22 protein-coding genes are annotated in these 24,056 nt (G+C 43.5%); 20 read left to right on the top strand and 2 right to left on the bottom strand.

Features of this window, described 5'->3' with window-relative positions; all coding sequences use genetic code 11:
* The 9 genes from AKG37_RS08200 (at position 1) to AKG37_RS08160 (ending at position 9,021) form a co-directional block, all read left to right on the top strand.
* Entirely contained in the window at positions 1-594 is a 594-nt protein-coding gene (locus AKG37_RS08200) for a sugar transferase (protein ID WP_060698354.1), read from the top strand.
* The gene (locus AKG37_RS08195) at positions 557-1,243 is read left to right on the top strand and encodes an acetyltransferase (RefSeq protein WP_060698353.1); all 687 of its coding nucleotides are present in this window, start codon (positions 557-559) and stop codon (positions 1,241-1,243) included. The genes AKG37_RS08200 and AKG37_RS08195 overlap by 38 nt, the downstream gene beginning before the upstream one ends.
* Entirely contained in the window at positions 1,243-2,421 is a 1,179-nt protein-coding gene (locus AKG37_RS08190; RefSeq protein ID WP_060698352.1) for an aminotransferase class I/II-fold pyridoxal phosphate-dependent enzyme, read from the top strand. Before AKG37_RS08195 ends, AKG37_RS08190 begins: the two co-directional genes overlap by 1 nt.
* A 149-nt stretch (positions 2,422-2,570) precedes the next feature.
* A complete protein-coding gene (gene nikA / locus AKG37_RS08185) occupies positions 2,571-4,193 on the top strand; it encodes a nickel ABC transporter substrate-binding protein (RefSeq protein WP_060698351.1) in 1,623 nt (540 codons plus the stop codon).
* Between the two features lie 18 nt (positions 4,194-4,211).
* Positions 4,212-5,156, top strand: coding sequence for a nickel ABC transporter permease subunit NikB (nikB, locus tag AKG37_RS08180; protein WP_060698350.1), 945 nt, complete (start codon positions 4,212-4,214; stop codon positions 5,154-5,156).
* Positions 5,153-5,986 (top strand): nickel ABC transporter permease subunit NikC, encoded by an 834-nt coding sequence (nikC, locus tag AKG37_RS08175; protein WP_060698349.1) that lies wholly within the window; start codon positions 5,153-5,155, stop codon positions 5,984-5,986. The genes nikB and nikC overlap by 4 nt, the downstream gene beginning before the upstream one ends.
* A 4-nt stretch (positions 5,987-5,990) precedes the next feature.
* Positions 5,991-6,806, top strand: coding sequence for a nickel import ATP-binding protein NikD (gene nikD, locus AKG37_RS08170; RefSeq protein ID WP_193391705.1), 816 nt, complete (start codon positions 5,991-5,993; stop codon positions 6,804-6,806).
* Positions 6,807-6,819: 13 nt separating this feature from the next.
* On the top strand, positions 6,820-7,635 hold the full coding sequence (gene nikE, locus AKG37_RS08165) for a nickel import ATP-binding protein NikE (RefSeq protein WP_060698348.1): 816 nt from the start codon (positions 6,820-6,822) through the stop codon (positions 7,633-7,635).
* Positions 7,636-7,695: 60 nt separating this feature from the next.
* On the top strand, positions 7,696-9,021 hold the full coding sequence (locus tag AKG37_RS08160) for an MATE family efflux transporter (protein WP_060698347.1): 1,326 nt from the start codon (positions 7,696-7,698) through the stop codon (positions 9,019-9,021).
* A gap of 20 nt (positions 9,022-9,041) precedes the next feature.
* Here AKG37_RS08160 and yvfG read toward each other — a convergent pair whose 3' ends face one another.
* Entirely contained in the window at positions 9,042-9,257 is a 216-nt protein-coding gene (yvfG, locus tag AKG37_RS08155; RefSeq protein WP_003213121.1) for a protein YvfG, read from the bottom strand.
* A gap of 70 nt (positions 9,258-9,327) precedes the next feature.
* Between yvfG and rpoN the strand changes: the two genes are divergently transcribed.
* Complete coding sequence (rpoN, locus tag AKG37_RS08150) at positions 9,328-10,626, top strand: RNA polymerase factor sigma-54 (RefSeq protein ID WP_060698346.1); 1,299 nt, start codon at positions 9,328-9,330, stop codon at positions 10,624-10,626.
* 170 nt (positions 10,627-10,796) lie between these two features.
* Entirely contained in the window at positions 10,797-11,534 is a 738-nt protein-coding gene (locus AKG37_RS08145) for a FadR/GntR family transcriptional regulator (protein WP_060698345.1), read from the top strand.
* Between the two features lie 146 nt (positions 11,535-11,680).
* Here AKG37_RS08145 and AKG37_RS08140 read toward each other — a convergent pair whose 3' ends face one another.
* Positions 11,681-13,120 carry a sigma-54 interaction domain-containing protein gene (locus AKG37_RS08140; RefSeq protein ID WP_060698344.1) on the bottom strand — a complete coding sequence of 480 codons (1,440 nt, stop codon included), beginning with the start codon at positions 13,118-13,120 and terminating at the stop codon, positions 11,681-11,683.
* Between the two features lie 208 nt (positions 13,121-13,328).
* Between AKG37_RS08140 and AKG37_RS08135 the strand changes: the two genes are divergently transcribed.
* The 9 genes from AKG37_RS08135 (at position 13,329) to AKG37_RS08095 (ending at position 24,019) form a co-directional block, all read left to right on the top strand.
* Positions 13,329-14,522 (top strand): ornithine--oxo-acid transaminase, encoded by a 1,194-nt coding sequence (locus AKG37_RS08135; protein ID WP_060698343.1) that lies wholly within the window; start codon positions 13,329-13,331, stop codon positions 14,520-14,522.
* A 137-nt stretch (positions 14,523-14,659) separates the two neighbouring features.
* Complete coding sequence (locus tag AKG37_RS08130; protein ID WP_060698521.1) at positions 14,660-16,045, top strand: amino acid permease; 1,386 nt, start codon at positions 14,660-14,662, stop codon at positions 16,043-16,045.
* Between the two features lie 327 nt (positions 16,046-16,372).
* Entirely contained in the window at positions 16,373-17,410 is a 1,038-nt protein-coding gene (locus AKG37_RS08125) for a sugar-binding transcriptional regulator (RefSeq protein WP_060698342.1), read from the top strand.
* Between the two features lie 31 nt (positions 17,411-17,441).
* Positions 17,442-18,449 (top strand): type I glyceraldehyde-3-phosphate dehydrogenase, encoded by a 1,008-nt coding sequence (gene gap, locus AKG37_RS08120; RefSeq protein ID WP_060698341.1) that lies wholly within the window; start codon positions 17,442-17,444, stop codon positions 18,447-18,449.
* A 213-nt stretch (positions 18,450-18,662) separates the two neighbouring features.
* On the top strand, positions 18,663-19,847 hold the full coding sequence (locus AKG37_RS08115; protein ID WP_060698340.1) for a phosphoglycerate kinase: 1,185 nt from the start codon (positions 18,663-18,665) through the stop codon (positions 19,845-19,847).
* A 30-nt stretch (positions 19,848-19,877) separates the two neighbouring features.
* A complete protein-coding gene (tpiA, locus tag AKG37_RS08110; protein ID WP_060698339.1) occupies positions 19,878-20,639 on the top strand; it encodes a triose-phosphate isomerase in 762 nt (253 codons plus the stop codon).
* Entirely contained in the window at positions 20,632-22,167 is a 1,536-nt protein-coding gene (gene gpmI / locus AKG37_RS08105; RefSeq protein WP_060698338.1) for a 2,3-bisphosphoglycerate-independent phosphoglycerate mutase, read from the top strand. The genes tpiA and gpmI overlap by 8 nt, the downstream gene beginning before the upstream one ends.
* A 30-nt stretch (positions 22,168-22,197) precedes the next feature.
* Entirely contained in the window at positions 22,198-23,490 is a 1,293-nt protein-coding gene (gene eno, locus AKG37_RS08100; RefSeq protein ID WP_003212752.1) for a phosphopyruvate hydratase, read from the top strand.
* Positions 23,491-23,749: 259 nt separating this feature from the next.
* Positions 23,750-24,019 (top strand): hypothetical protein, encoded by a 270-nt coding sequence (locus AKG37_RS08095; protein WP_060698337.1) that lies wholly within the window; start codon positions 23,750-23,752, stop codon positions 24,017-24,019.
* Positions 24,020-24,056 lie beyond the last annotated feature (37 nt).

Raw genomic sequence — 24,056 nt, 5'->3', positions numbered from 1 at the left:
ATGAAAAGAGTGATAGATGTGATGGTGGCGTTGACGCTGCTTATCGCAGGCAGTCTTCTTTTTCTTCTCATCTATGGATTGATTAGATGGAAAATTGGCACGCCTGTGGTGTTTCGGCAGAAGCGGCCTGGTCTGTTTGGCCGGCCTTTTCTGCTCTATAAATTTCGGACGATGACTGATGAACGCGACGAACATGGGGAGCTGCTGCCAGATCATCTGCGATTAACAAAAACCGGTGCCTTGATTCGAAAGCTCAGTCTTGATGAATTGCCGCAGCTAGTCAATGTACTCAAAGGAGAGCTCAGTCTCGTTGGGCCAAGGCCGCTTTTAATGGAGTATTTGCCTATGTATACAGAAGAACAAGCAAGGCGTCATCTTGTGAAACCCGGTATAACAGGATGGGCACAGGTGAACGGCAGGAACTCACTTTCCTGGGAAGAGAAATTCACCTATGACCTTTGGTATGTCGAGCATCAATCGTTTTGGCTCGATATGAAAATTTTATGGATGACCTTGCTGAAAGTCATTAAAACAGAGGGGGTGCAGCAGCCGAATCATGCCACAGCTGAAAAATTCAAAGGAACCGATATGTAATGAACAAACCATTGGTTTAATTGGGGCCGGCGGACATAGCAAAGTCATCCAAGATCTCATATTTGCACACCCCGATTACTCATTATGTGCGGTGTTAGATGATCAATTTGAAGAGACGGTCACTCAAAGCGGCATTTTGTATGGACCGATCTCTATGAGCCAACAGCTCAGAGAGACAATGCCTCAAACCAAATGGCTGATTGCCATCGGACAAAATGAGGTCAGACAGCTGATCAAGGAACGTCTCTCATTTGAAGATGCGGCATTTGCCACACTCATTCATCCAGAAGCAATCACGAGTCCTTCAGCTGTCATTGGAAGAGGAACTGTCGTGATGGCAAGGGCGGTGATCCAAGCAGATGCAGTCATCGGCGAGCATACGATTATCAACACAGGGTCTATCGTGGAGCATGACTGCAGACTCGAATCGTTTGTGCATCTGTCACCAGGAGCAGTTCTGACAGGATGTGTTTCCGTACGGGATGGAGCCCATATTGGGGCAGGTGCCGTAGCGATACCTGGTACAACGATCGGAAGCTGGACGGTTATCGGTGCAGGTGCGGCAGTGACAAAAGATATAAATGATCAGAAGGTTGCTATCGGAATTCCTGCAATAGAAATCAAAGACCGGAAAGAAGGTGGCAAGTAATGAAAGAAAGCAAACGCATTTACTTATCTCCTCCACATATGAGCGGAAAAGAGTATCTACAAATAGAGGAAGCCTTCAAGAGCAATTGGATTGCACCGCTTGGACCGCTTGTGAATGAATTTGAGCAGGCAGTGGCGGACTATGCAGGAGTAAAGGCAGGAGCCGCTTTGTCCTCGGGGACAGCAGCAATTCATCTCGCTTTAAAGCTGATTGGGGTTCAAAAAGGGGACATAGTCTTTTGTTCTACTCTCACGTTTGTTGCAACGGCAAATCCAATTTTATATGAACAAGCGACGCCCGTTTTTATTGATTCCGAAACGGATACATGGAATATGTGTCCGCTTGCTTTAGAAAAAGCCTTTGTTGAATCAGCCCGTCTTGGGAAAAAACCACGCGCGGTCATTGTCGTCCATTTATATGGACAAAGTGCAAAAATGGACGAGATCATGGCGCTTTGTGATGCATATGATGTACCAGTTATTGAGGATGCGGCTGAATCGTTAGGCGCTTTGTATAAAGGAAGAAAAAGCGGCTCAATGGGCAGGTTTGGTATTTATTCTTTTAATGGAAATAAAATCATTACAACGTCAGGAGGCGGAATGCTTGTGAGTGATGATGAATCAGCGATTGAGCGCTGCCGCTTTCTCGCATCACAGGCAAGAGAACGTGCCATGCACTATGAGCATCGAGAGGTGGGATACAACTATCGCATGAGCAACCTTCTAGCAGGTGTCGGAATTGCCCAAATGGAGGTACTGGACGAGCGTGTTGAACAAAAACGCCGTATTTTTCAGCGTTATCAGGACGCTTTATCCGAAGCAGAGGGTTTCCATTTGATGCCAGAGTATCAAGAAACGACATCCAACCGCTGGCTGACGGCATTGACTTTAGATCGTGATCAATCGCTGTCTCCAGTGGAGATCATTCATACTTTAGAAAAAGAACAGATTGAAGCAAGGCGTGTATGGAAGCCGCTGCACAAACAGCCTCTTTTTCGCCATTGCCCGTTTTATACTGTGGCTCAAGAGATTCCCGTATCCGAGCTGTTATTTAAGAGGGGGCTTTGTCTCCCATCTGGAACAAGCATGACAGATGCAGAACAGGATCGTATCATCCATATACTCCATGACATGCTGCGAGAAAAAACATCTACCTCTTCACAGGCTGCTCATTCATAAGCAGCCTGCTTCTATTTCTATCAAATTCCTCAATTTATTGAATAATTTGGGATAAGTATTGTTATTTCGTTTCAAATATGATATTGACAACGGGTTCCTTCCTCCTTAAAATGAAAATGATTATCAGAATCAATTAGGAGGAACAACTTATGGCTATTTGGAATAATTTTCCGAAAATTAAGATAAATACTGTGTTACCCTTCCTGCTTATTCTCTTTTTACTAGTAGGATGCTCTCAAACAAACAATGGAGCGGATGGAAACAAGGATCATCCTGACATGATCACAATGGCGTGGCCAAGAGATATTGGTGAAATGAATCCACACGTATACAATCCATCTCAATTATTTGCACAATCAATGATTTATGAGCCATTGGTGAGCTATCAAAAAAATGGAAAACTGAAACCTGAATTAGCGAAATCATGGGATGTGTCAAAGGATGGTAAGGTGTATACATTCCATTTAAGAGACAATGTGACATTCTCAGACGGCTCTGATTTTAATGCGAACATTGTCAAAAAGAACTTTGATTCCATCTTAAAACACAAAGATATACATAGCTGGTTAGGTGTCATTAAAAAAATCAAAAAGACAGAAGCAGTAGACAAGAAAACGTTTAAGCTTACATTAACAGAGCCTTATTATCCAACTGTTCAAGAATTGGCGGTTGTCCGTCCGGTTCGTTTCCTTGGGGAAGCAGGCTTCCCTAAAAATGGAGATACGTCAAAAGGAATCGAAAAACCAGTGGGGACAGGCCCTTGGGTTTTAAAAACATATAAAAAAGATGACTATGCTATTTTCGAACGAAATGATCATTATTGGGGAGAAAAACCAAAGGTAAAAGAAATCAAGGTAAAGGTCATTCCTGATGCGGAAACGAGAGTCATGGCATTTGAAAAAGGAGATGTGGATCTACTTTACGGAGAAGGAACCATTAGCCTTGATTCGTATAAACAGCTAGAGGCAAGCGGCAAGTATGAAACGAAAATGTCAGAGCCTGTTGCAACGAGACAGCTTGTCATGAACACAAAAGTGGACCAGCTGTCAGATGAGAAAGTGCGTCACGCCCTTCAATATGCGTTCAATAAAAAATCAATGGTAGAAGGGGTCACATCTGGTTTAGAGGATGAAGCAGATCACATCCTGCCGACAAATATGCCGTATACATCAGATATTCAAGTGAAGTCTTTCCAATATGATGTGGACAAAGCCAAAGCATTGCTGGATGAAGCGGGCTGGACACTTCCAAAAGGAAAAACTGTTCGTGAAAAAGATGGGAAAAAGCTTGAGTTTAGTATGATGTATGACTCAGCGGAATCGATTCAAAAAGCGATGGCGGAGACGCTGCAAGCAGAATGGGCAGCCGTTGGTGTTGGCGTCAAGCTTGAAGGTGTGGACTTGGCCACACAGGTTCAACGCTTTAAAGCTAATAAATTTGATATGAACTTCTTTAGCAACTACGGAGCGCCGTATGATCCGCATACATTTATGAACGTTCTCTCATCAGATGGGTTTGGGTTCAAAGAAGCCATCTCAGCCTACCCAAATAAGGACAAGCTGATCAAAGAAATGACGGAAATTCCATCAACAACAAACGAAAACAAACGTAAAGCACTTTATGCGTCCGTCCTATCCTCTTTACAGGATCAAGGGGCAATTGTGCCAATCTCTTATTTTAAAAAGACAGCCGTTTATCAAAAAGCTGTGAAGGACTTTACGTTCCCTGCGAACCGCGATGAACATCCTTTCACTGGCATTACACTGAAGTAACAGAAGGAAGGTAAGGAAATGGGCCGCTATATCGTCAAACGATTGCTATCAATTATTCCAGTATTTTTATTAGCCGCGCTGTTCACAACTGGTATGATTCACCTTTCACCAGTTGATCCGGCTGAGGCATATTTAGCAGCGGCTCATATCCAGCCTACGGATGAGATATTAGCACAAAAAAGAAGTGAGTTTGGGCTAGATGAACCGTTTTATATGCAGTATCTTCATACCATTGAAAAAGTCATTCACCTCGATTTTGGCCGGTCGTATATGTCGAATCAGCCTGTACTTGATGAGGTGATGTATCGAATACCGGCGACGATTCAATTGGCACTCACCAGTCTACTGATCGCTATATGGGTCAGCATTCCGCTCGGTTTTTTCAGCGGGATGAGAAAAAACGGTGCCATTGATCATCTGAGCCGGCTTATTTCTTTCTTAGGAGCATCTATCCCGACGTTTGTCTTGGGGTATTTGCTCATCTTCTTTTTTTCAGTGAAGCTCGACCTTTTACCAGTTGAAGGGGTTGGAACATGGGCGCATCTCATCCTGCCGTCGATCACTTTGGCCATTCCTTTAATTGCTACGTATACAAGGCTGTTACGGTCAAGTGTGAGTGAGACACTTCAGGAGCCTTTCGTTCAATATGCGAGAATGAGAGGATTAAAGGAACAATCGATCATGTTCAAGCATGTGCTTAGAATCGCGATATCGCCGATGCTGACTGGATTTGGGGTGAATCTTGGCAAGCTGCTAACCGGAACCATTATTGTAGAGGCTGTTTTTTCATGGCCGGGGTTTGGACGATTTTTTATTGAAGCGATCTTTAATCGGGATCTGCCTGTTATTCAATTTTATGTCCTCATGTCAGCATGTATTTTTATCTTGAGCAGTTTGATAGTTGACTTGATTCAGCTGATCATTGACCCTCGTATCTCTAGAAAGGAAGGCCGCCAGCAATGATGACAAAAGTAAAACATCTCTTCGTTCATCAAAAGATGATCTCGATCTGCGCCCTGCTGCTCGGTCTCCTGCTCATTGCCACAATATGTGCGCCATGGATCGCTCCACATGATCCGACCGCTGTCAATCTAGCAATGAAGCTAAAAGGGTCTTCATGGGAGTATCCTCTTGGAACGGATCAATTAGGACGATGCAATTTATCTCGTATTTTATATGGCGCGCGTGTTTCGCTGGGCTGTGCGTTATTAATCTTTCTTTCTTCGTTATTCATTGGTTTGATTGTCGGCCTCTTTTCAGGATACAAAGGCGGCTGGATCGATCATGTCTTGATGAGAATCTGTGATGGAGTCATGGCATTTCCCAACCTAGTGCTGATCCTAGGATTAGTCGGTATCTTCGGTCCGGGACTTTCTCAAGTCGTACTTGCCTTGATGCTCGTGCAATGGGTGTATTACGCCCGCGTCTTCCGAGGAATGGTGCTAAGCTTAAAGGAACAGAACTTTATTGCAGCTGCAAAGATCAGTGGGACCTCGCATTGGAATATCATGAGAAAACATATGATTCCGAATGTACTGCCGCCTTTAGCTGTCATTGGAACACTCGAAATGGGCTGGGCGATTATGGACATTTCTGCGATGTCTTTCCTCGGATTAGGGGTTCAGCCTCCTACGCCTGAATGGGGAGCGATGATTCATGAAGGGAAGTCGTACATTCAAACGAATCCTCAGCTGATGCTGTACCCAGGTCTTGTGATCATGGCTGTGGTGATTCTGTTTAATTTACTAGGAGAAGCCCTTTCAGAGAAATATGGGATCAAACGCCGTGTGTAAAGGAATGATCAATGTGCAAGAGTCCATTTTACAAATAGAGAACCTGCATGTGCATACGAAAACACCTCAAGGGACAACGCCTCTGATTCAAGAAGTATCGTTTGAAGTAGAACGCGGTCAAATTCTTGGATTAATTGGTGAGAGCGGCTGCGGGAAAACAGTGACAAGTATGTCGATCTTACACATGCTTGATCGAAAAACAACTGAAGTCACAGGCAGTATCACATTACAGGGACGAGAATTGATCGGTGTAAGCGAAAGGGATATGCGGTCCATTCGAGGCAAAGACATCTCGTATATTATGCAAAATCCAATGAACAGCTTTACGCCGGTTTGGACAATCGGCCATCAGCTGATTGAAACCATCCGCCGGCATACTGCGGTCAGTAAAAGGCAGGCACGAGCGCAGGCAGTGGATGCGTTAGCCCAAATGAACCTGCCGCAGCCAGACCAGCTGTTAAACAAGTATCCCTTTGAATTAAGCGGAGGCATGCTGCAGCGTGTCATGATCGCCATGGCTGCATGTATGCACCCGCCCCTCATCATTGCAGATGAGCCGACAACTGCATTAGATGTACACAATCAGAAATTGGTTCTTCAGCATCTGAACCAAATTCGTCATGACTATGGAACAGCTATTTTACTGATTACCCACGATCTTGGTGTCATTGCCGAAATGGCAGATCAAGTTGTCGTCATGAAACAAGGAGAAATTGTTGAAAAAGCAGGAGTTCTTGAGCTATTTGAACATCCAAAGCATGATTATACAAAAAAACTATTAGCAGCTCGTCCATCCATCCCAGCTGTTTGCCCGATTTGAGGTGAGAAGACCCTTGCATTTATTAGAAGTAAAAGCAGTCAGTCATGTATACAACAGCCGGTCATTTCTAATGAGAAAAAAAGGCGAAGTCCCTGTCTTGAAAAGCGTCGATTTGACAATTGAAGAAGGTACTTGCCTTGGACTGCTGGGACAAAGCGGAGCAGGAAAAAGTACGCTTGGCAGCATCATACTTGGTCTAGAGAAACCAAGAGCTGGACAGGTTCTTTTTGAAGGTCAGGATATATATCGTGCAGATCAACAAACACGTAAGCATTTTCGCCGGCATGTGCAAGCGGTGTTTCAGGATTCCTATTCGGCAGTAAATCCAAGGTGGACAGTCGAACAAATTTTATCTGAACCGCTTGAAAACTATGAAACCATGAGCCGAAAGGAACGTAAAAACGTACTGATTCATTGGCTGGAAAGAGTCGGGCTCAGTGAAAAAGATTTATCTAAATATCCACATCAATTCAGCGGCGGCCAGCTGCAAAGGATCAACATCGCTAGAGCCTTATTGCTGCAGCCAAAGCTTATTGTACTTGATGAATCTGTGAGCAGCTTAGATATGGTTACCCAGACGGTCATTTTAGATTTATTAGCAGAATTAAAGAAGGAGCTGGGTGTGGCTTACTTATTTATTACACACGATATGACAGCAGCCTATCAATTAAGTGATCAATTGGCGATTCTTGATCAAGGAGAGCTTGTCGCCCAATTTCAATCTAAGGATGATTTTTTTTCTTCAGAAGAGAAAGCAGTGCAGAAAATGAGAGATGCAATGCTCGCAGACCATCCTTTGTCACGAACGATTGGCAGACCGGTTCGTTAAAGCTTTAATATCAACGCCTCTTTGAGAAGAGGCTATTTTTCATGAAAGGCAGGTGGCATCGTGAACCATCGAGCGTATTTAGCTTTGGCTATTCCTTTAACGATTTCAACGATGACCACGCCATTACTTGGAGCTGTTGATACAGCTGTTGTCGGTCAGCTTGCAAACCCCGCTTATATTGGAGGCGTTGCAGTTGGCAGTCTCATTTTTAGTACATTATATTGGCTGTTTGGTTTTTTGCGGGTAAGTACATCTGCTTTTGCTGCTCAGGCAAACGGGGCGCAGAATGAGGAGCAGGGCGTTCTTGCATTTTTAAGACCGTTTTTCGTTGCCATCATCGTCGGACTTTGTTTTATTGCCCTGCAATGGCCGATTATTCAATCTGCTTTTCTCGTGATTTCTCCTGATGCTGATGTCCGTCAATTTGCCGCAGACTATTTTCATATTCGCATTTGGGGAGCTCCATTTACCTTAATGAATTATGTCATATTGGGCTGGCTGATGGGGATGGCAAAAATGAAAGAAGCCCTTTCTTTACAAATCTTGATCAATGTCATGAATATGGCCCTCGCATTTCTGCTTGTTCATGTGTTTACATTTGCAGTCAAAGGAGTGGCGGCCGCGACTTTGATATCTGAGCTAACCGCTTTTATGTTAGGGGCATGGATCATCATGAAGCATTCGTCAAGCGGGTTCCGGCTGCCTTCTGTTAAGAAAATCATGGATACACAGGCAGTGCAGAAAATGTTTCAAGTGAATAAAGATTTGTTTATTCGGACGATCTGTCTGTTAGTGGTTATCAACATGTTTACCGCAAAAGGTGCTTCTTTTGGTACGGAGCTGCTGGCAGCCAATGCTATCTTATTTCAAATTCACTACATCATGGCTTATTTGTTCGATGGCTTTGCCAATGCGTCCAGCATTCTTGTTGGCCGGTCAGTTGGTGCAAATGATCGCACTCTCTATGAAAGAACCTTAACCCTTTCAAGGCAGTGGGCACTCGTCATGGCCTGTGTCATAGCGGCAGTTTATTTTCTATTAAAAGAGCCGATCTTGAGCTTGTTTACAAACCTTCCTCAGCTGCTTGACGTGACATTAGGCTATTCAAACTGGCTCGTTCTCTATCCGTTTGCGGCTTGTTTCGGTTTGGTCATATACGGCGTATTTACAGGTGCAACAGAAATTGCCCCTGTTAGAAATTCAATGCTGTTTGCGATGATTTTGTTTATTGTTGTTCAAATGGCGGTCACGCCTATTTGGCACAATCACGGACTATGGTTTGCCTTTATTATCTATACGGCGGGGCGGTCTGGCTTTTTGATGATGTACAAATCGAGGCTGGATCAGAAGCTTTTCGCAAATGATCAACACCCTTTGCCATCTTGACAAAGGGTGTTCTTCTTCATTCATTCGCTTTCTTTTTTTACCTTTTGGTAGGCTTCATCAAGATGCTGAATTCGCTTCAATACAACCGCATTTTTGGTCAGCTGGTCTTGAACAAGCGTGGACACGACTGAGCGGTAATATGCATTCATCGCATGAATCTTGTCTTCATTTTGGTTCATGGCGATGTGCTGTTTTAAGTTGTCGACAAAGTATGGAACGGAAAAAAGTTCAGACATGGAAATCACTCCTATTTCGTATATACGGTCCGTCAATCTTCATGTAAAATGATGAGAGGGAGGGGAGACAATGAGCCTTAAACTGCAACAAGAACAGGTATTAAAACCGGTGCTCACACAAGAACTCAGGCAGGCCATTACACTGCTGCAGCTAAACTGCGCAGAGCTGGGCGAGTATCTTGACCAGTTAGCGCTTGAGAACCCTCTGATTGAGCGGAAAGACACGGACAGCTACCAACCAGTTTATCATAAAAAATCTCAAGGTCGAATAACAGAGCCGTATCGAACGCATCAAAAAGAAAGCCTGCAAATGTTTTTAAAGAGACAGGCGATTGATTTGAATTTAAGTGAAAAGAAACAAAAAATATTCCATTTTATGATTGAGTCGATTGATTCCAATGGCTATCTAAATGAACCGATTGATGAAATGGCAGCTGTTTTAGAGGTGCCAGCTGAAGAAGTAGAAGCCGTCCTTCATCAGCTTCAATCGCTAGAGCCTGCCGGTATTGGCGCAAGGTCTTTGCAGGAATGCATTCTCCTTCAGCTGAGAAGAAAAAGGGAGCGCTGGTATGAAGCCGAACGGATCATCGAAGAGCATTTCTTTCTTTTTGCAAGAAAGGCTTGGAAGGAAATTGCGACGAAAACAGACGTTTCAATGAAAACACTCCAAGCGGTACAAGATGAAGTGTCTCAGCTCGAACCAAGACCAGGTCTTCATTTCTCATATGATGAAGAGCATCTGTATATAGAGCCTGATGTCACGATGACTGTGGTGCAGGATCATATCACATTTGAGCTGAATCCGCGCGCTTTTCCAGACGTTGAAATAAATGAAGGCTACTTCGCTATGATTCAAGATCAAAAGCGGCAGGAAGCTTATACGTATTTAAAGGAAAAAGAGCAGCAGTACAACTGGCTTGTCCAAGCGTTGAAGCAAAGAAAACAAACGATGACCCGTGTCGTTCGTGAGATTATCTCACATCAGACGGATTTTTTTCTTACAGGGAAACATAAAATGAAACCGCTTACGATGAAGCGGATCGCAGATATACTGCAAGTACATGAGTCAACTGTCAGCCGGACTGTAAAAGGGAAAATGGTGCAGACCCCTTATGGGCTCATGGAAATGAAACAATTTTTTCAAGCAAAATTAGAAGGACATTCTCTGGAAGAGGCGTCCAGTTATACAGTCAAAACGCACATTGCAGAGCTCATTCAAACGGAAAATAAGAAAAAACCGTATTCAGATCAGCAAATCATGACGCTGCTTCAGCAAACTTTTGGCATCCGCGCGTCGCGCAGAACCATTGCGAAATATCGTGAACAAATGAACCTTCCGTCCTCTACGCTGCGGAAGCGCTATGATTAAAAAGAGGCACTTGCCAGAACATGGCACGTGCTTCTTTTTTGTTGGAAGCAAGGCTGTTCGGAGATTTCTTGAAAATTAAAAAGGGGAGACGAGAGATCGGAATTTTGGGGTAAAGTATAAGATAGGGCATGAGCCGATAGGGATGGACAACAGTGATGAGGTGAAACCAATTGAAATATAAACAAATTAAAACCAAAAAAATATATGAAGAAATTGCGGATGCATTAGTCGAATCCATTCGCACAGGTGAGCTTCTTCCAGGAGAAAAATTAGATTCGGTTCAAGCTCTTTCAGAAAACTTTCAAGTCAGCCGTTCTGCTGTAAGAGAGGCATTGTCTGCTCTCAAAGCGATGGGATTAATAGAGATGAAACAAGGGGAAGGTACATATGTGAAGCAGTTCGATCCCGAACAGCTCACAATTAGCTTATCTTCTGCATTTTTGATGAAGCAGCATGACGTCACGCAGCTCCTTGAAGTAAGAGCTATTATTGAAACGGGTGCTGTCAAAAAAGCGGCGCTGCAGCGTACGGATGATGACCTTCATCAGCTGCGTGATGCACTCGAACAAATGAAACGCGCGGAAGTAAATGAAGAAATGGGTGAAGAGGCAGACCTCACATTCCACCTCGCCTTAGCCAAAGCCTCAAAGAATGACTTATTAAAGGCATTAATGAATCAGGTCTCAGCCTTGCTGGTAGAAACGATGCGGGAAACGAGAAAAGCCGTCTTGTTTTCAAGGAAAGCCTCTATTCGTCAGCTTTATAAAGAACATGAACAAATTTATAAAGCCGTCGAAGAAAGGCAACCAGAAGAAGCGGAAAGAGCGATGTTCACACATTTAGAAAATGTAGAAAAACTGCTGAGTGATGCACGTCAAGAACCGGCAGGACAGTCAGGTACACAATGAGCTGTGCCGAATGAGGGTGCAGCTCCAGCGTGTAGACAAACCCTTGCATTCAGTGTAGACTGCAAAGGTTTTCTATCACTTTGAAAAGAAGACGAAGGGCTAAAATCAAGATCATTTCAGCCCTTTATCAATAATCCTGAGAATCATTAACGAGAAATATGTAGCTTTTTCATTCGATATTGCAGACTTTGCCTGCTCATGCCCAATATCTTTGCAGTCTGTGAAATATTATCGTCCATTTTTTCTAAGTAATGGACGATGTATTGTTTTTCGAATCGGTCCATTTGGGTTTGGAAATCAGTCGTATGTTCTGGACATGTGTAGATAAAGGTGTCAGTAGCTGTCGTTTGTTGCAACTGATTCGTCTGCAATTGCGCTGCAGGACGGCCTTCCCCATGCTTAAATCTAAAATGATAGGGAAGGTGATGCATACTTAGGTAGTCTTCATCCATCATCATATTCATCCCCGCTTCAATCACATGCTCCAGCTCTCTTACATTGCCCGGCCAATGATACGCCTCAAAAAGGTTTAACACCTCTTCGTCAGCCGCCTTCACCTTCATTTGAAACAGTTCATTATATTTTTGAATAAAGTGACGCACAAACGTAGGAATGTCTTCTTTTCGCTCAGAAAGCGGTGGAATAAATAAGGTGACAATCCCTAGTCGATAAAATAAATCCTTGCGCATGCGTCCGCCTGCAATCGCATCTACAGGATCCTCATTCATATTGGCAATGACTCTCACATCAACAGCTATTTCTTTTGTGCTGCCTAACCTTCTCACACGTTTTTCCTGTAAGACGCGCAGCAATTTTGCTTGAAGAGCAGGATTTAATGAGTTGATCTCATCTAACAGCAGTGTACCACCCTGCGCCTGTTCAAATAAACCGGGCTGATCAGTCGCGCCTGTAAAAGCCCCTTTTTGTGTACCAAAGAGCAGACTTTCGATGAGGCTGTCAGGCAGTGCCGCACAGTTTTGAGTAATAAATGGTCCAGATGACCGGCTGCTGCCGTTATGAATGCTTTGAGCAAATAGCTCCTTCCCTGTTCCTGTTTCACCAACAATGAGAACATAAGAAGAAGTACGAGTCGCTCGTTTCGCATGCTCAATCACCTCTAAAAACGCAGGGCTTTGTCCAATAATTGAATCAAAAGTAAAGCGTGTGCTGCCTTTTTTCTTCATATTGTGGTGAATCAACCGTTCCAGCTTGGTCACATCATTCGAAATTTCAACTGCTCCTTGGATGAGACCGTCTCGAACGAGCGGGTATGTATGATTAATCGTTGTGATTTCTTTTCCATTGTAATTATGATACGTCTGCTTTGCATGAACGGTTTGTTTCCCAGTACGCAGCGCTTGGACAAGCGTACTGTGCATTTCGTCTTGGAAGACAAAGAGGTCTAATACATTTTTATGGAGAACATCAGAGCGTTTCAAAGACTCAATCTCCATCATTTTTTTATTATAAACAACAGTATTTCCATTCTCGTCAATTGCATGAACCCCGACATCAATTAAATCGAGCATTTGTTTATACAGATCAATCTCATTTTCGAGCTTTGCAGCATACGGATCTTTTTTCATTTGCTCCACCTCCAGCAGTTACCTCTATTTTACATGAAAAATTTTGCGGTTTCCTCTCAAAAATTTTGCATATGCAAAAAAATTTGGCGTAAAAATGAGATGAATCATTGTCAGGATACGGGCAGAAAGTTGGCACGATCCTTGCATATCATAGGTGTGAAGATGAATCCAATTAAAATAGGCTAGCTTATAGAAGGAGGAATAGACGATGACACAGACAAATGAATTGATTCAACAAACAGAACAATACGGTGCGGCAAACTATCATCCGCTGCCAATAGTGATTTCTGAGGCTGAGGGAGTTTGGGTGACAGATCCTGAGGGCAATCGATATATGGATATGCTGAGTGCGTATTCCGCAGTGAATCAGGGGCATCGCCATCCCCGCATTATTGAGGCGCTCAAAAGACAGGCAGACCGTGTGACACTTACCTCGAGAGCTTTTCACAATGATCAGCTTGGCCCTTGGTATGAGAAAATTTGTCAACTAACAAATAAAGAGATGGCACTGCCGATGAATACTGGAGCTGAGGCTGTCGAAACAGCTGTAAAAGCAGCGAGACGCTGGGGCTATGATGTCAAGGGAATCGAAGAGAATCGTGCGGAAATCATTGCGTGTGTCGGAAATTTTCATGGCAGAACGATGACGGCTGTTTCCCTTTCTTCAGAAGCAGAATATCAAAGAGGTTTCGGTCCAATGCTTCCGGGCATCAAACTGATTCCTTACGGGGATATTGAAGCGTTACGTGAAGCCATCACACCGCAAACTGCGGCTTTTCTCATCGAACCCATTCAAGGGGAAGCGGGAATTGTTATGCCGCCAGAAGGTTTCTTGAAGGAAGCGAAGGCGCTTTGTGAACAGGAAAATGTGCTGTTCATAGCGGATGAAATCCAGGTCGGATTAGCGCGGACAGGTAAAATGTTTGCCTGTGACTGGGAAGACATTGAGCCAGATATGCTGATTCTTGGGAAGGCTTTAGGCGGTGGTGTATTCCCGATCTCGTGTGTTGTAGCAAACCGCGATATATTAGGTGTATTTAACCCTGGGTCTCACGGCTCTACCTTCGGTGGAAATCCTCTTGCATGTGCGGTGTCGCTTGCTGCATTGGATGTCTTAATCGATGAAAACCTTGCAGCACGTTCCATGGAGCTTGGCGAATACTTAAAAGACAAACTCACGCGCATTCAAAGCCCTGTTATTAAGGAAGTGCGCGGCCGCGGATTGTTTATCGGAATGGAGCTGACAGAGGCAGCGAGACCTTATTGTGAGAAGCTGAAACAAGCAGGACTGTTATGTAAGGAAACCCATGAGACTGTCATCCGCTATGCACCGCCTCTCACTATTTCTAAAGAGGATTTAGACTGGGCGATTGGTCATATTGAAGCATTATTTCAAGCGTAATGGGAAAAGGGGAGAAGCCATCACTTTCTCCCTTTCTCTTTCAACGAACAGCGAATTTTGTCAAAGGATGATGAATAGAAGAGTGAAAGTGGGGAGCGGATTTGAAGCAAGAACAGCATAATGAACTAGAGCGTTCCATGAAAAGCAGACACCTCTTTATGATTGCTTTAGGAGGCGTCATTGGTACCGGCCTTTTCCTTGGATCAGGTCTCATTATTCATCAGGCAGGACCAGGTGGAGCCATTCTTTCATTTATCATCGGTGGATTGTTGATGTATTTGGTGATGCTCTGCCTTGGAGAATTAGCCGTGGCGATGCCGACAGCCGGTTCCTTTCAGGAGTATGCGACCAAATATATAGGCCCGTCCACAGGCTTTATGATCGGCTGGCTTTATTGGTTTAGCTGGGCGTGTACGATTGGACTGGAGTTTACGTCAGCGGGCATTTTGCTCCAAAGGTGGTTCCCGGATATCCCTGTTTGGCTGTGGTGTCTTGCATTTAGCGTGATATTATTTGCCGTGAATGCCATCTCAGCTCGCAGCTTCGCTGAAACGGAGTTTTGGTTTTCGGCCATTAAGGTCGCTGCCATTCTATTGTTTATTATCATTGGAATTGGCGCAATTTTCGGAATGATTCATCTGAAAGGCGGGGAACCAGCCCCTCTATTTCGTCATTTGACAGATCATGGCGGACTATTTCCTAATGGCGTTTTTGCGATTTTATTAACCATGGTCACCGTCAATTTCTCCTTTCAAGGAACAGAACTTGTGGGGATCGCAGCAGGAGAGAGTGAAAGCCCTGAAAAAACATTGCCGCGGTCTATACGGAATATTATTTGGAGAACAATGGTCTTTTTTGTCTTATCGATTGCGGTTCTTGCCGCACTTCTCCCATGGCAGACAGCAGGTGCTGTCGACAGTCCGTTTGTCGTCGTGCTGGACAAGGTCGGCATACCGTATGCCGCAGATATCATGAATTTTATCATTATCACAGCTGTCTTATCTGTAGCAAACTCTGGATTATATGCATCATCACGTATGCTCTGGGCGCTTTCAAAAGACGGAAAAGGACCTGAATTTACGAAAAAGCTGTCCAAACGTAAAATTCCGATCAATGCACTATTGGTCACAATGGGCGTATCCGCTCTGTCCTTGCTCACAAGTATTGTGGCACCAAAAACGGTATATGTGTGGCTCATTTCGATTTCTGGTATGGTCCTTGTTGTGGTTTGGATGTCCATTTGCTTGTCACAGTATTTTTTTAGAAAGCAATTCATAAAAGAGGGCGGTGATGTAAAGGATCTCGTTTTTCGAACACCGCTCTATCCATTTGTCCCTTTGGCAGGCTTTATCGCATTTGGTATTGTCCTTATCAGCTTATTCTTTATAGAGGATCAGCGGATTGGTCTTTATTGCGGAATCCCGTTCATGGCTGCCTGCTACATCATTTATTATTTCAAAATCAAACCAAAGGAAGAGGCAAGAAGGCTTGACGAAGAAGAAGGAACCATCACAAAAACATAAACAGCTCTATTTTTCCATCTAGCTGAAAGCAAAAAATGTGCATGCTGATCTCACCAGCATGCACATTTTCAAGCGTGAATTCATTCTATATAATAGAAAAAAATATTTTGAAAAGAAATATCATAGCAAGAACCTTGATGACAAGCAGGTTATCGGTAAAAATGTGTCTATTTTTTGTCTGAATGTGTTTGTAAGAGTTGAAAATGCAAGATTATCCTGTTAAAATAATTAAAGAAAGCAGGGATTGATTTTTTTTGGCTGTGGCGGGACGTTTTTTGTCACAGTGGGACGTTTTTAGTCCAACGTGAAAAGAAAGGGTCGTTAGCCATGAATCGTTTATTGGAAGCTCAAAAAAAATTATTGCCAGATCTTCTCATAGTTATGCAGAAACGCTACGACATTTTGCAGTACATCAGGTTAGCTGAACCAATTGGCCGCAGAAGTCTTGCGACGAGTCTTGGTCTCAGTGAGCGCATCTTACGTGCTGAAGTTCAGTTTTTAAAAGAACAAAATCTGCTGGATGTCAAAACGAGCGGCATGATGCTGACGAGTGAAGGTCACGCTTTGCTTGAAATGCTTGAAGGAATGATGAAGGACGTTTTAGGCTTAACCTTTTTGGAAAATACATTAAAGAGGAAGTTAGGCTTGGAAGAAGTCATCATTGTTTCTGGTGACAGTGACGAATCCCCGTGGGTGAAGCAAGAAATGGGAAGAGCTGCTGTCCAATGTATGAAAAAAAGGTTTACTGGAAATAATATCGTCGCCGTCACTGGCGGAACGACGATGGAAGCCGTTGCCGAAATGATGACCCCTGATGCTAAAAACAGAGACATGATGTTTGTCCCTGCGAGAGGCGGTCTTGGGGAGAATGTAAAAAATCAGGCAAACACCATTTGTGCCCACATGGCTGAAAAAGCTTCCGGTACTTACAAACTGCTGTTTGTTCCAGGGCAGCTGTCAGAAGGTGCTTACTCTTCTATTATTGAAGAGCCGTCCGTCAAAGAAGTGCTTCAAACGATTCAATCATCTACGATGCTCATTCATGGGATCGGGGAAGCAAAAACAATGGCGATGAGACGAAATACACCAGATGAAGATTTAAAAAAGATTGATGAGCATGACGCAGTGACAGAGGCCTTTGGCTATTACTTTAATCGTGATGGTGAGGTCGTACACAAAGTGCACTCCGTCGGCATGCAGCTAGATGATTTAGAAAGCATTCCAAACATCATTGCTGTTGCAGGTGGATCATCAAAGGCAGGGGCTATTGAAGCTTATTTCAAAAAGCCGCGCCGAACGGTTCTCGTCACAGACGAAGGAGCCGCAAAAGAGTTATTAAGGGAGTCAATTGATCCCTCAATATAAAACATTGTGACCTATAAAAGGAGGAAACATCATGGCAGTAAAAGTCGGTATTAACGGATTTGGACGTATTGGACGTAACGTATTTCGTGCAGCATTAAACAATCCTGAAGTTGAGGTAGTAGCGGTTAACGATCTAACAGACGCTAACATGCTTGCACACCTTTTACAATATGACTCTGTTCACGGAAAACTAGATGCAGAGGTTTCTGTAGACGGTACAAACTTAGTAGTGAACGGTAAAACAATCGAAGTATCAGCTGAACGTGACCCTGCGAAATTAAGCTGGGGTAAACAAGGCGTAGAAATCGTTGTTGAATCTACTGGATTCTTCACAAAACGTGCAGACGCTGCTAAACACTTAGAAGCTGGCGCTAAAAAAGTCATCATCTCTGCTCCTGCTAACGAAGAAGATATTACAATCGTTATGGGTGTAAACGAAGACAAATACGATGCAGCTAGCCACGATGTCATCTCTAATGCATCTTGTACAACAAACTGCTTAGCTCCATTTGCAAAAGTACTTAACGATAAATTTGGTATCAAACGCGGTATGATGACAACTGTTCACTCATACACAAATGACCAACAAATTCTTGATCTTCCGCACAAAGACTACCGTCGTGCTCGTGCAGCAGCGGAAAACATCATCCCAACTTCTACAGGTGCTGCGAAAGCTGTTTCACTTGTATTGCCTGAACTTAAAGGTAAATTAAACGGTGGCGCTATGCGTGTTCCAACACCTAACGTTTCTTTAGTTGACCTTGTTGCTGAATTAAACCAAGATGTAACAGCTGAAGACGTAAATGCAGCATTTAAAGAAGCGGCTGAAGGAGAACTTAATGGAATCCTTGGCTACAGCGAAGAGCCATTAGTATCTAGAGACTACAATGGTAATGCAAACTCTTCAACAATCGATGCTCTTTCTACAATGGTGATGGAAGGCAGCATGGTGAAAGTGATCTCTTGGTACGATAACGAGAGTGGATATTCTCACCGCGTTGTTGACCTTGCAGCTTACATTGCAAAACAAGGTCTTTAATTTCTCACACTGAAGGAACTCACTTGGTTCTTTCCTAGAGACACGATATAATGAAGACGGACAAGGGAAGGGGAAGCATCCCTTTCCCTTTTTCTCTGTTTTTATCCGTTCTGCACGATTTCTCGTTTTGATGAGGGCAAAATGGGAAAAGGATAAAGAGAGACTTGTCCAATGCGTAAGGAAACCAGAATAAAGGAGGATCTCCTGACGAGCATGAATAAGAAATCAGTAAAAGACATTGACGTAAAAGGTAAAGTTGTGTTCTGCCGCGTAGATTTTAACGTTCCAATGAAGGACGGAGAAGTGACGGATGATACTCGTATCCGCGCAGCATTACCAACGATTGAGTATTTAACAGGACAAGGCGCAAAGGTACTGCTAGCTAGTCATTTGGGTCGTCCGAAGGGTCAAGTTACTGAAGAACTGCGTCTGACACCTGTGGCGGAACGTCTGCAAGAGCTTCTTGGAAAAGAAGTGAAAAAAGCAGATGAAGCTTACGGCGACAACGTGAAAAAGCAAATCTCTGACTTAAAAGAAGGAGATGTGCTAGTGCTTGAAAACGTTCGTTTCTATCCTGGTGAAGAAAAGAACGATCCTGAATTATCAAAAGCATTTGCTGATTTAGCTGATGTGTATGTCAATGATGCGTTCGGTGCTGCACACCGTGCACATGCATCGACAGCAGGAATTGCAGCTTATCTTCCGGCTGTTTCAGGCTTCCTCATGCAAAAAGAGCTTGAGGTATTAGGAAAAGCCATTTCAAACCCTGATCGCCCATTTACAGCGATTATCGGCGGCGCAAAAGTAAAGGATAAAATCGGTGTGATTGAAAGTCTTCTTGATAAAGTGGACAACCTCATCATCGGCGGCGGACTTGCTTACACATTTGTGAAAGCACTTGGCCACGAAGTAGGGAAATCTCTATTAGAAGAAGACAAAGTCGATTTAGCAAAATCCTTTATGGAGCGTGCAAAAGAAAAAGGCGTGAACTTCCTGATTCCAACAGATGTTCTGGTAGCCGACGACTTTTCAAATGATGCGAATACAAGCATTGTCCCAATCTCTGAAATTCCAAGTGATTTAGAAGCACTTGATATTGGAACAGAGACAAGAGAGAAGTATGCTGACGTTATTAAAAAGAGCAAACTTGTTGTCTGGAACGGACCAATGGGTGTATTTGAAATCGATGCATTCGCTCAAGGAACAAAAGCAATCGCAGAAGCACTGGCAGAAGCAAAAGATACATATTCTGTCATTGGCGGTGGAGATTCAGCAGCAGCTGTTGAGAAATTTGGTCTTGCCGATCAAATGAGCCATATTTCTACAGGCGGCGGCGCTTCACTTGAATTTATGGAAGGCAAAGAACTTCCTGGTGTTACTGCATTAAACGATAAATAAGACCAAAACTGCTATAAGGAAGTGTCAATCATGAGAAAACCAATTATAGCTGGGAACTGGAAAATGAACAAAACACTTGGCGAAGCGGTTAGCTTCGTTGAAGAAGTGAAGTCATCTATTCCATCTCCTGACAAAGTGGAATCTATTGTCTGTGCGCCAGCACTATTCCTTGAAAAGCTAAACAGCCTTTCAAACGGAACAGATCTTCAAATTGGTGCGCAAAACATGCACTTTGAAGAAAATGGTGCATTCACTGGTGAAATCAGCCCTGCTGCTTTAAAAGACCTTGGCATCGGCTACTCAGTGATTGGACATTCAGAGCGCCGCGAATTCTTTGCTGAAACAGATGAAACAGTGAACAAAAAAGCACATGCTGCATTCAATCATGGTATCGTTCCAATTATCTGTGTAGGTGAAACGCTTGAAGAGCGTGAAGCAGGCAAAACAAATGAACTTGTCGCTGATCAAGTGAAGAAAGCACTAGCTGGTTTAACGAAGCAGCAAGTAGCTGAATCTGTTATTGCCTATGAGCCAATCTGGGCTATCGGTACAGGAAAATCTTCTACAGCGAAAGATGCAAACGACGTTTGCGCACACATCCGCCAAACCGTTGCAAGCGAATTTGGTCAAGAAGCGGCAGACAGCCTTCGCATTCAATATGGCGGAAGCGTGAAGCCGGCGAATATTAAAGAATATATGGCAGAATCCGATATTGACGGTGCTTTGGTAGGCGGCGCAAGCTTAGAACCTCAGTCTTTCGTTCAATTATTGGAGGAAGGTCAATATGAGTAAAAAACCAGCTGCATTAATCATCTTAGACGGGTTCGGTTTAAGAGGCGAAACAGTCGGTAACGCTGTCGCACAAGCCAAAAAACCGAACTTTGACCGCTACTGGAACGAATTTCCGCATCAAACCTTAACGGCTTCAGGTGAGGCAGTAGGTCTCCCGCAAGGTCAAATGGGGAACTCTGAAGTTGGGCATTTGAACATCGGTGCAGGACGCATTGTGTATCAAAGTTTAACAAGAGTGAATGTTGCCATTCGTGATGGGGAATTTGAGAAAAACGAAACGTTCCTAGATGCAATGACTTACGCAAAAGAGAATGATAAGGCGCTTCATTTATTCGGCCTCTTGTCAGACGGTGGTGTGCACAGCCACATCCAGCATCTTTTTGCCCTGCTCAAGCTGGCTAAAAAAGAAGGCTTAACAAAGGTATACATTCATGGCTTCTTGGACGGGCGTGATGTTGGTCAGAAGACAGCCAAAGTGTACTTAAAACAGCTTGAAGATCAAATCAAAGAAATCGGTGTCGGTGAAGTTGCAACACTTTCTGGACGCTATTACTCAATGGACCGTGACAAACGCTGGGATCGTGTAGAGAAAGCATACCGTGCGATGGCGTATGGTGAAGGTCCAAGTTATCAAAACATGTATGATGTCGTTGATGACTCCTATGAAAATGGAATCTACGATGAATTCGTTATTCCATCTGTCATCACGAGAGAAAATGGTGAGCCAGTTGCAAAAGTAAACGATGGCGACTCTGTGATTTTTTATAACTTCCGTCCAGACCGTGCGATCCAAATCTCGAATACGTTCACAAATGAAGATTTCCGCTCATTTGACCGCGGGGAAGCACATCCGAAGAATTTACATTTCGTTTGCTTCACACACTTCAGTGAAACGGTTGATGGCTATGTTGCCTTCAAACCAGTGAATTTGGATAACACAGTAGGTGAAGTTATTTCTCAAAATGGATTGAAACAGCTGCGGATTGCTGAAACAGAGAAATATCCTCATGTGACGTTCTTTATGAGCGGTGGACGTGAAGAAGAATTTCCTGGTGAAGACCGCATCTTAATCAAATCACCAAACGTGGCAACCTATGACCTAAAGCCAGAAATGAGCGCTTACGAGGTAAAGGATGCACTTGTTGAAGACATCAATGCTGACAAGCATGATGCGATCATTCTGAACTTTGCTAACCCGGACATGGTTGGTCATTCAGGTATGCTCGAGCCAACAATCAAAGCCATTGAAGCAGTAGATGAGTGCTTAGGAGCTGTAGTCGACGCAATCCTAGCAAAAGGCGGACATGCCATCATCACGGCAGACCACGGTAACGCAGACGTGCTGATTACCGAAGAAGGAAAACCGCATACTGCACATACAACGAACCCTGTTCCAGTGATCGTGACGAAAAAAGGTGCGACGCTTAGAGAAGGCGGCATTTTAGCCGATCTATCTCCAACACTTTTAGACTTGCTTGGTCTTGAAAAACCAAAAGAGATGACAGGAACATCATTGATTCAAAAATAACAAATTGATTCAAAAGGAGAGAAATTTAAGATGCCATACATTGTTGACGTATATGCACGCGAAGTATTAGACTCTCGCGGTAATCCAACAGTTGAAGTAGAAGTTTACACAGAATCTGGCGGCTTTGGCCGTGCGCTTGTTCCAAGTGGTGCTTCTACTGGTGAATATGAAGCAGTAGAACTACGTGACGGAGACAAAGACCGTTACCTTGGAAAAGGTGTTCTTACAGCTGTAAACAACGTAAATGAAATCATTGCACCAGAGCTTTTAGGCTTTGATGTAACAGAACAAGTAGCGATTGATAAAATGTTAATCGAGCTTGACGGAACAGAAAACAAAGGGAAATTAGGTGCAAACGCAATTCTTGGCGTATCTATCGCTGTAGCACGTGCGGCTGCTGATTTCTTACAAATTCCACTTTACCAATACCTTGGTGGATTCAACTCCAAAACGCTTCCAGTGCCAATGATGAACATCGTCAACGGCGGAGAGCATGCGGATAACAACGTAGACATTCAAGAATTCATGATTATGCCTGTAGGTGCTCCAAACTTCCGTGAAGCACTTCGCATGGGCGCACAAATCTTCCACAGCCTGAAATCTGTATTAAGCGCAAAAGGCTTAAACACAGCTGTAGGTGACGAAGGTGGATTCGCTCCAAACCTTGGTTCTAACGAAGAAGCACTTCAAACAATCGTAGAAGCGATCGAAAAAGCTGGCTTCAAACCAGGTGAAGAAGTGAAACTTGCAATGGATGCTGCATCTTCTGAGTTCTACAACAAAGAAGACGGTAAATATCATTTATCAGGCGAAGGTGTTGTGAAAACATCTGCTGAAATGGTTGACTGGTATGAAGATATGGTATCGAAATACCCAATCATCTCTATCGAAGACGGCCTTGATGAAAACGACTGGGAAGGTCACAAACTATTAACTGAGCGCCTTGGCAGCAAGGTTCAGCTAGTAGGAGATGACTTATTCGTAACAAACACGAAGAAGCTTTCTGAAGGAATCAAAAACGGTGTCGGTAACTCAATCCTCATCAAAGTAAACCAAATCGGTACATTAACTGAAACATTTGATGCAATCGAAATGGCAAAACGTGCAGGATACACTGCAGTCATCTCTCACCGTTCTGGTGAAACAGAAGACAGCACAATTGCTGACATCGCTGTTGCAACAAACGCTGGACAAATCAAAACAGGTGCTCCGTCTCGTACGGACCGTGTGGCGAAATACAACCAATTACTTCGCATCGAAGATCAATTGGCTGAAACAGCACAATATCACGGCATTGCTACATTCTATAACTTGAATAAATAATGCCCGGCAACGCGCTGCGTTCCGCTCTTTCATGAGAGTGGGACGCAGCGTTTTTTTTGTGCTGCGCGAAATTTAATGGCTAATTCATTTGACTTATCCTATTTCTGTAAAAAATCCTCCTTCAGTTAGAGAAGAAGTCAAAATCCTCTCCATTTCTAAGCACTAAATCATGAAAATTCGACTAAAAATATGATCTGAAATGAACTTATGTTTTCTGTAAGGGGATGGTATCATTTTACATATATTAGGGGGTGATGAGATGCTGAATCCTTTTAGCCTTCGTTTTCCAGTGGGTGTGTATATGTATGTTATTCACCTATTGGCGGCATATGATGAAAGGAAGCACCGAATTCTAACTTCTAAGAACGTACAGAAAAACGCTTTTTGGATTTATGTCCTTGCCGCTATTTTGGGCATTGTGACAGTTGCAGCATTGATTTGGGCATGCAAAACCTTTGGAAAAGGCTCTAAATTTTTAGGAGAGTTCAAGTTCTTAGGCATGTATATTAAAATCAAATGCGGTTTCTAACAGGGATGAGAACAGATGCAAGGTCATCTGTTCTATC

It is taken from the genome of Bacillus australimaris, assembly GCF_001307105.1.
Lineage (GTDB): Bacteria > Bacillota > Bacilli > Bacillales > Bacillaceae > Bacillus > Bacillus australimaris.
The sequence above is the reverse complement of the archived record's forward strand: the minus strand, read 5'-3'. Positions and strand labels throughout refer to the sequence as shown.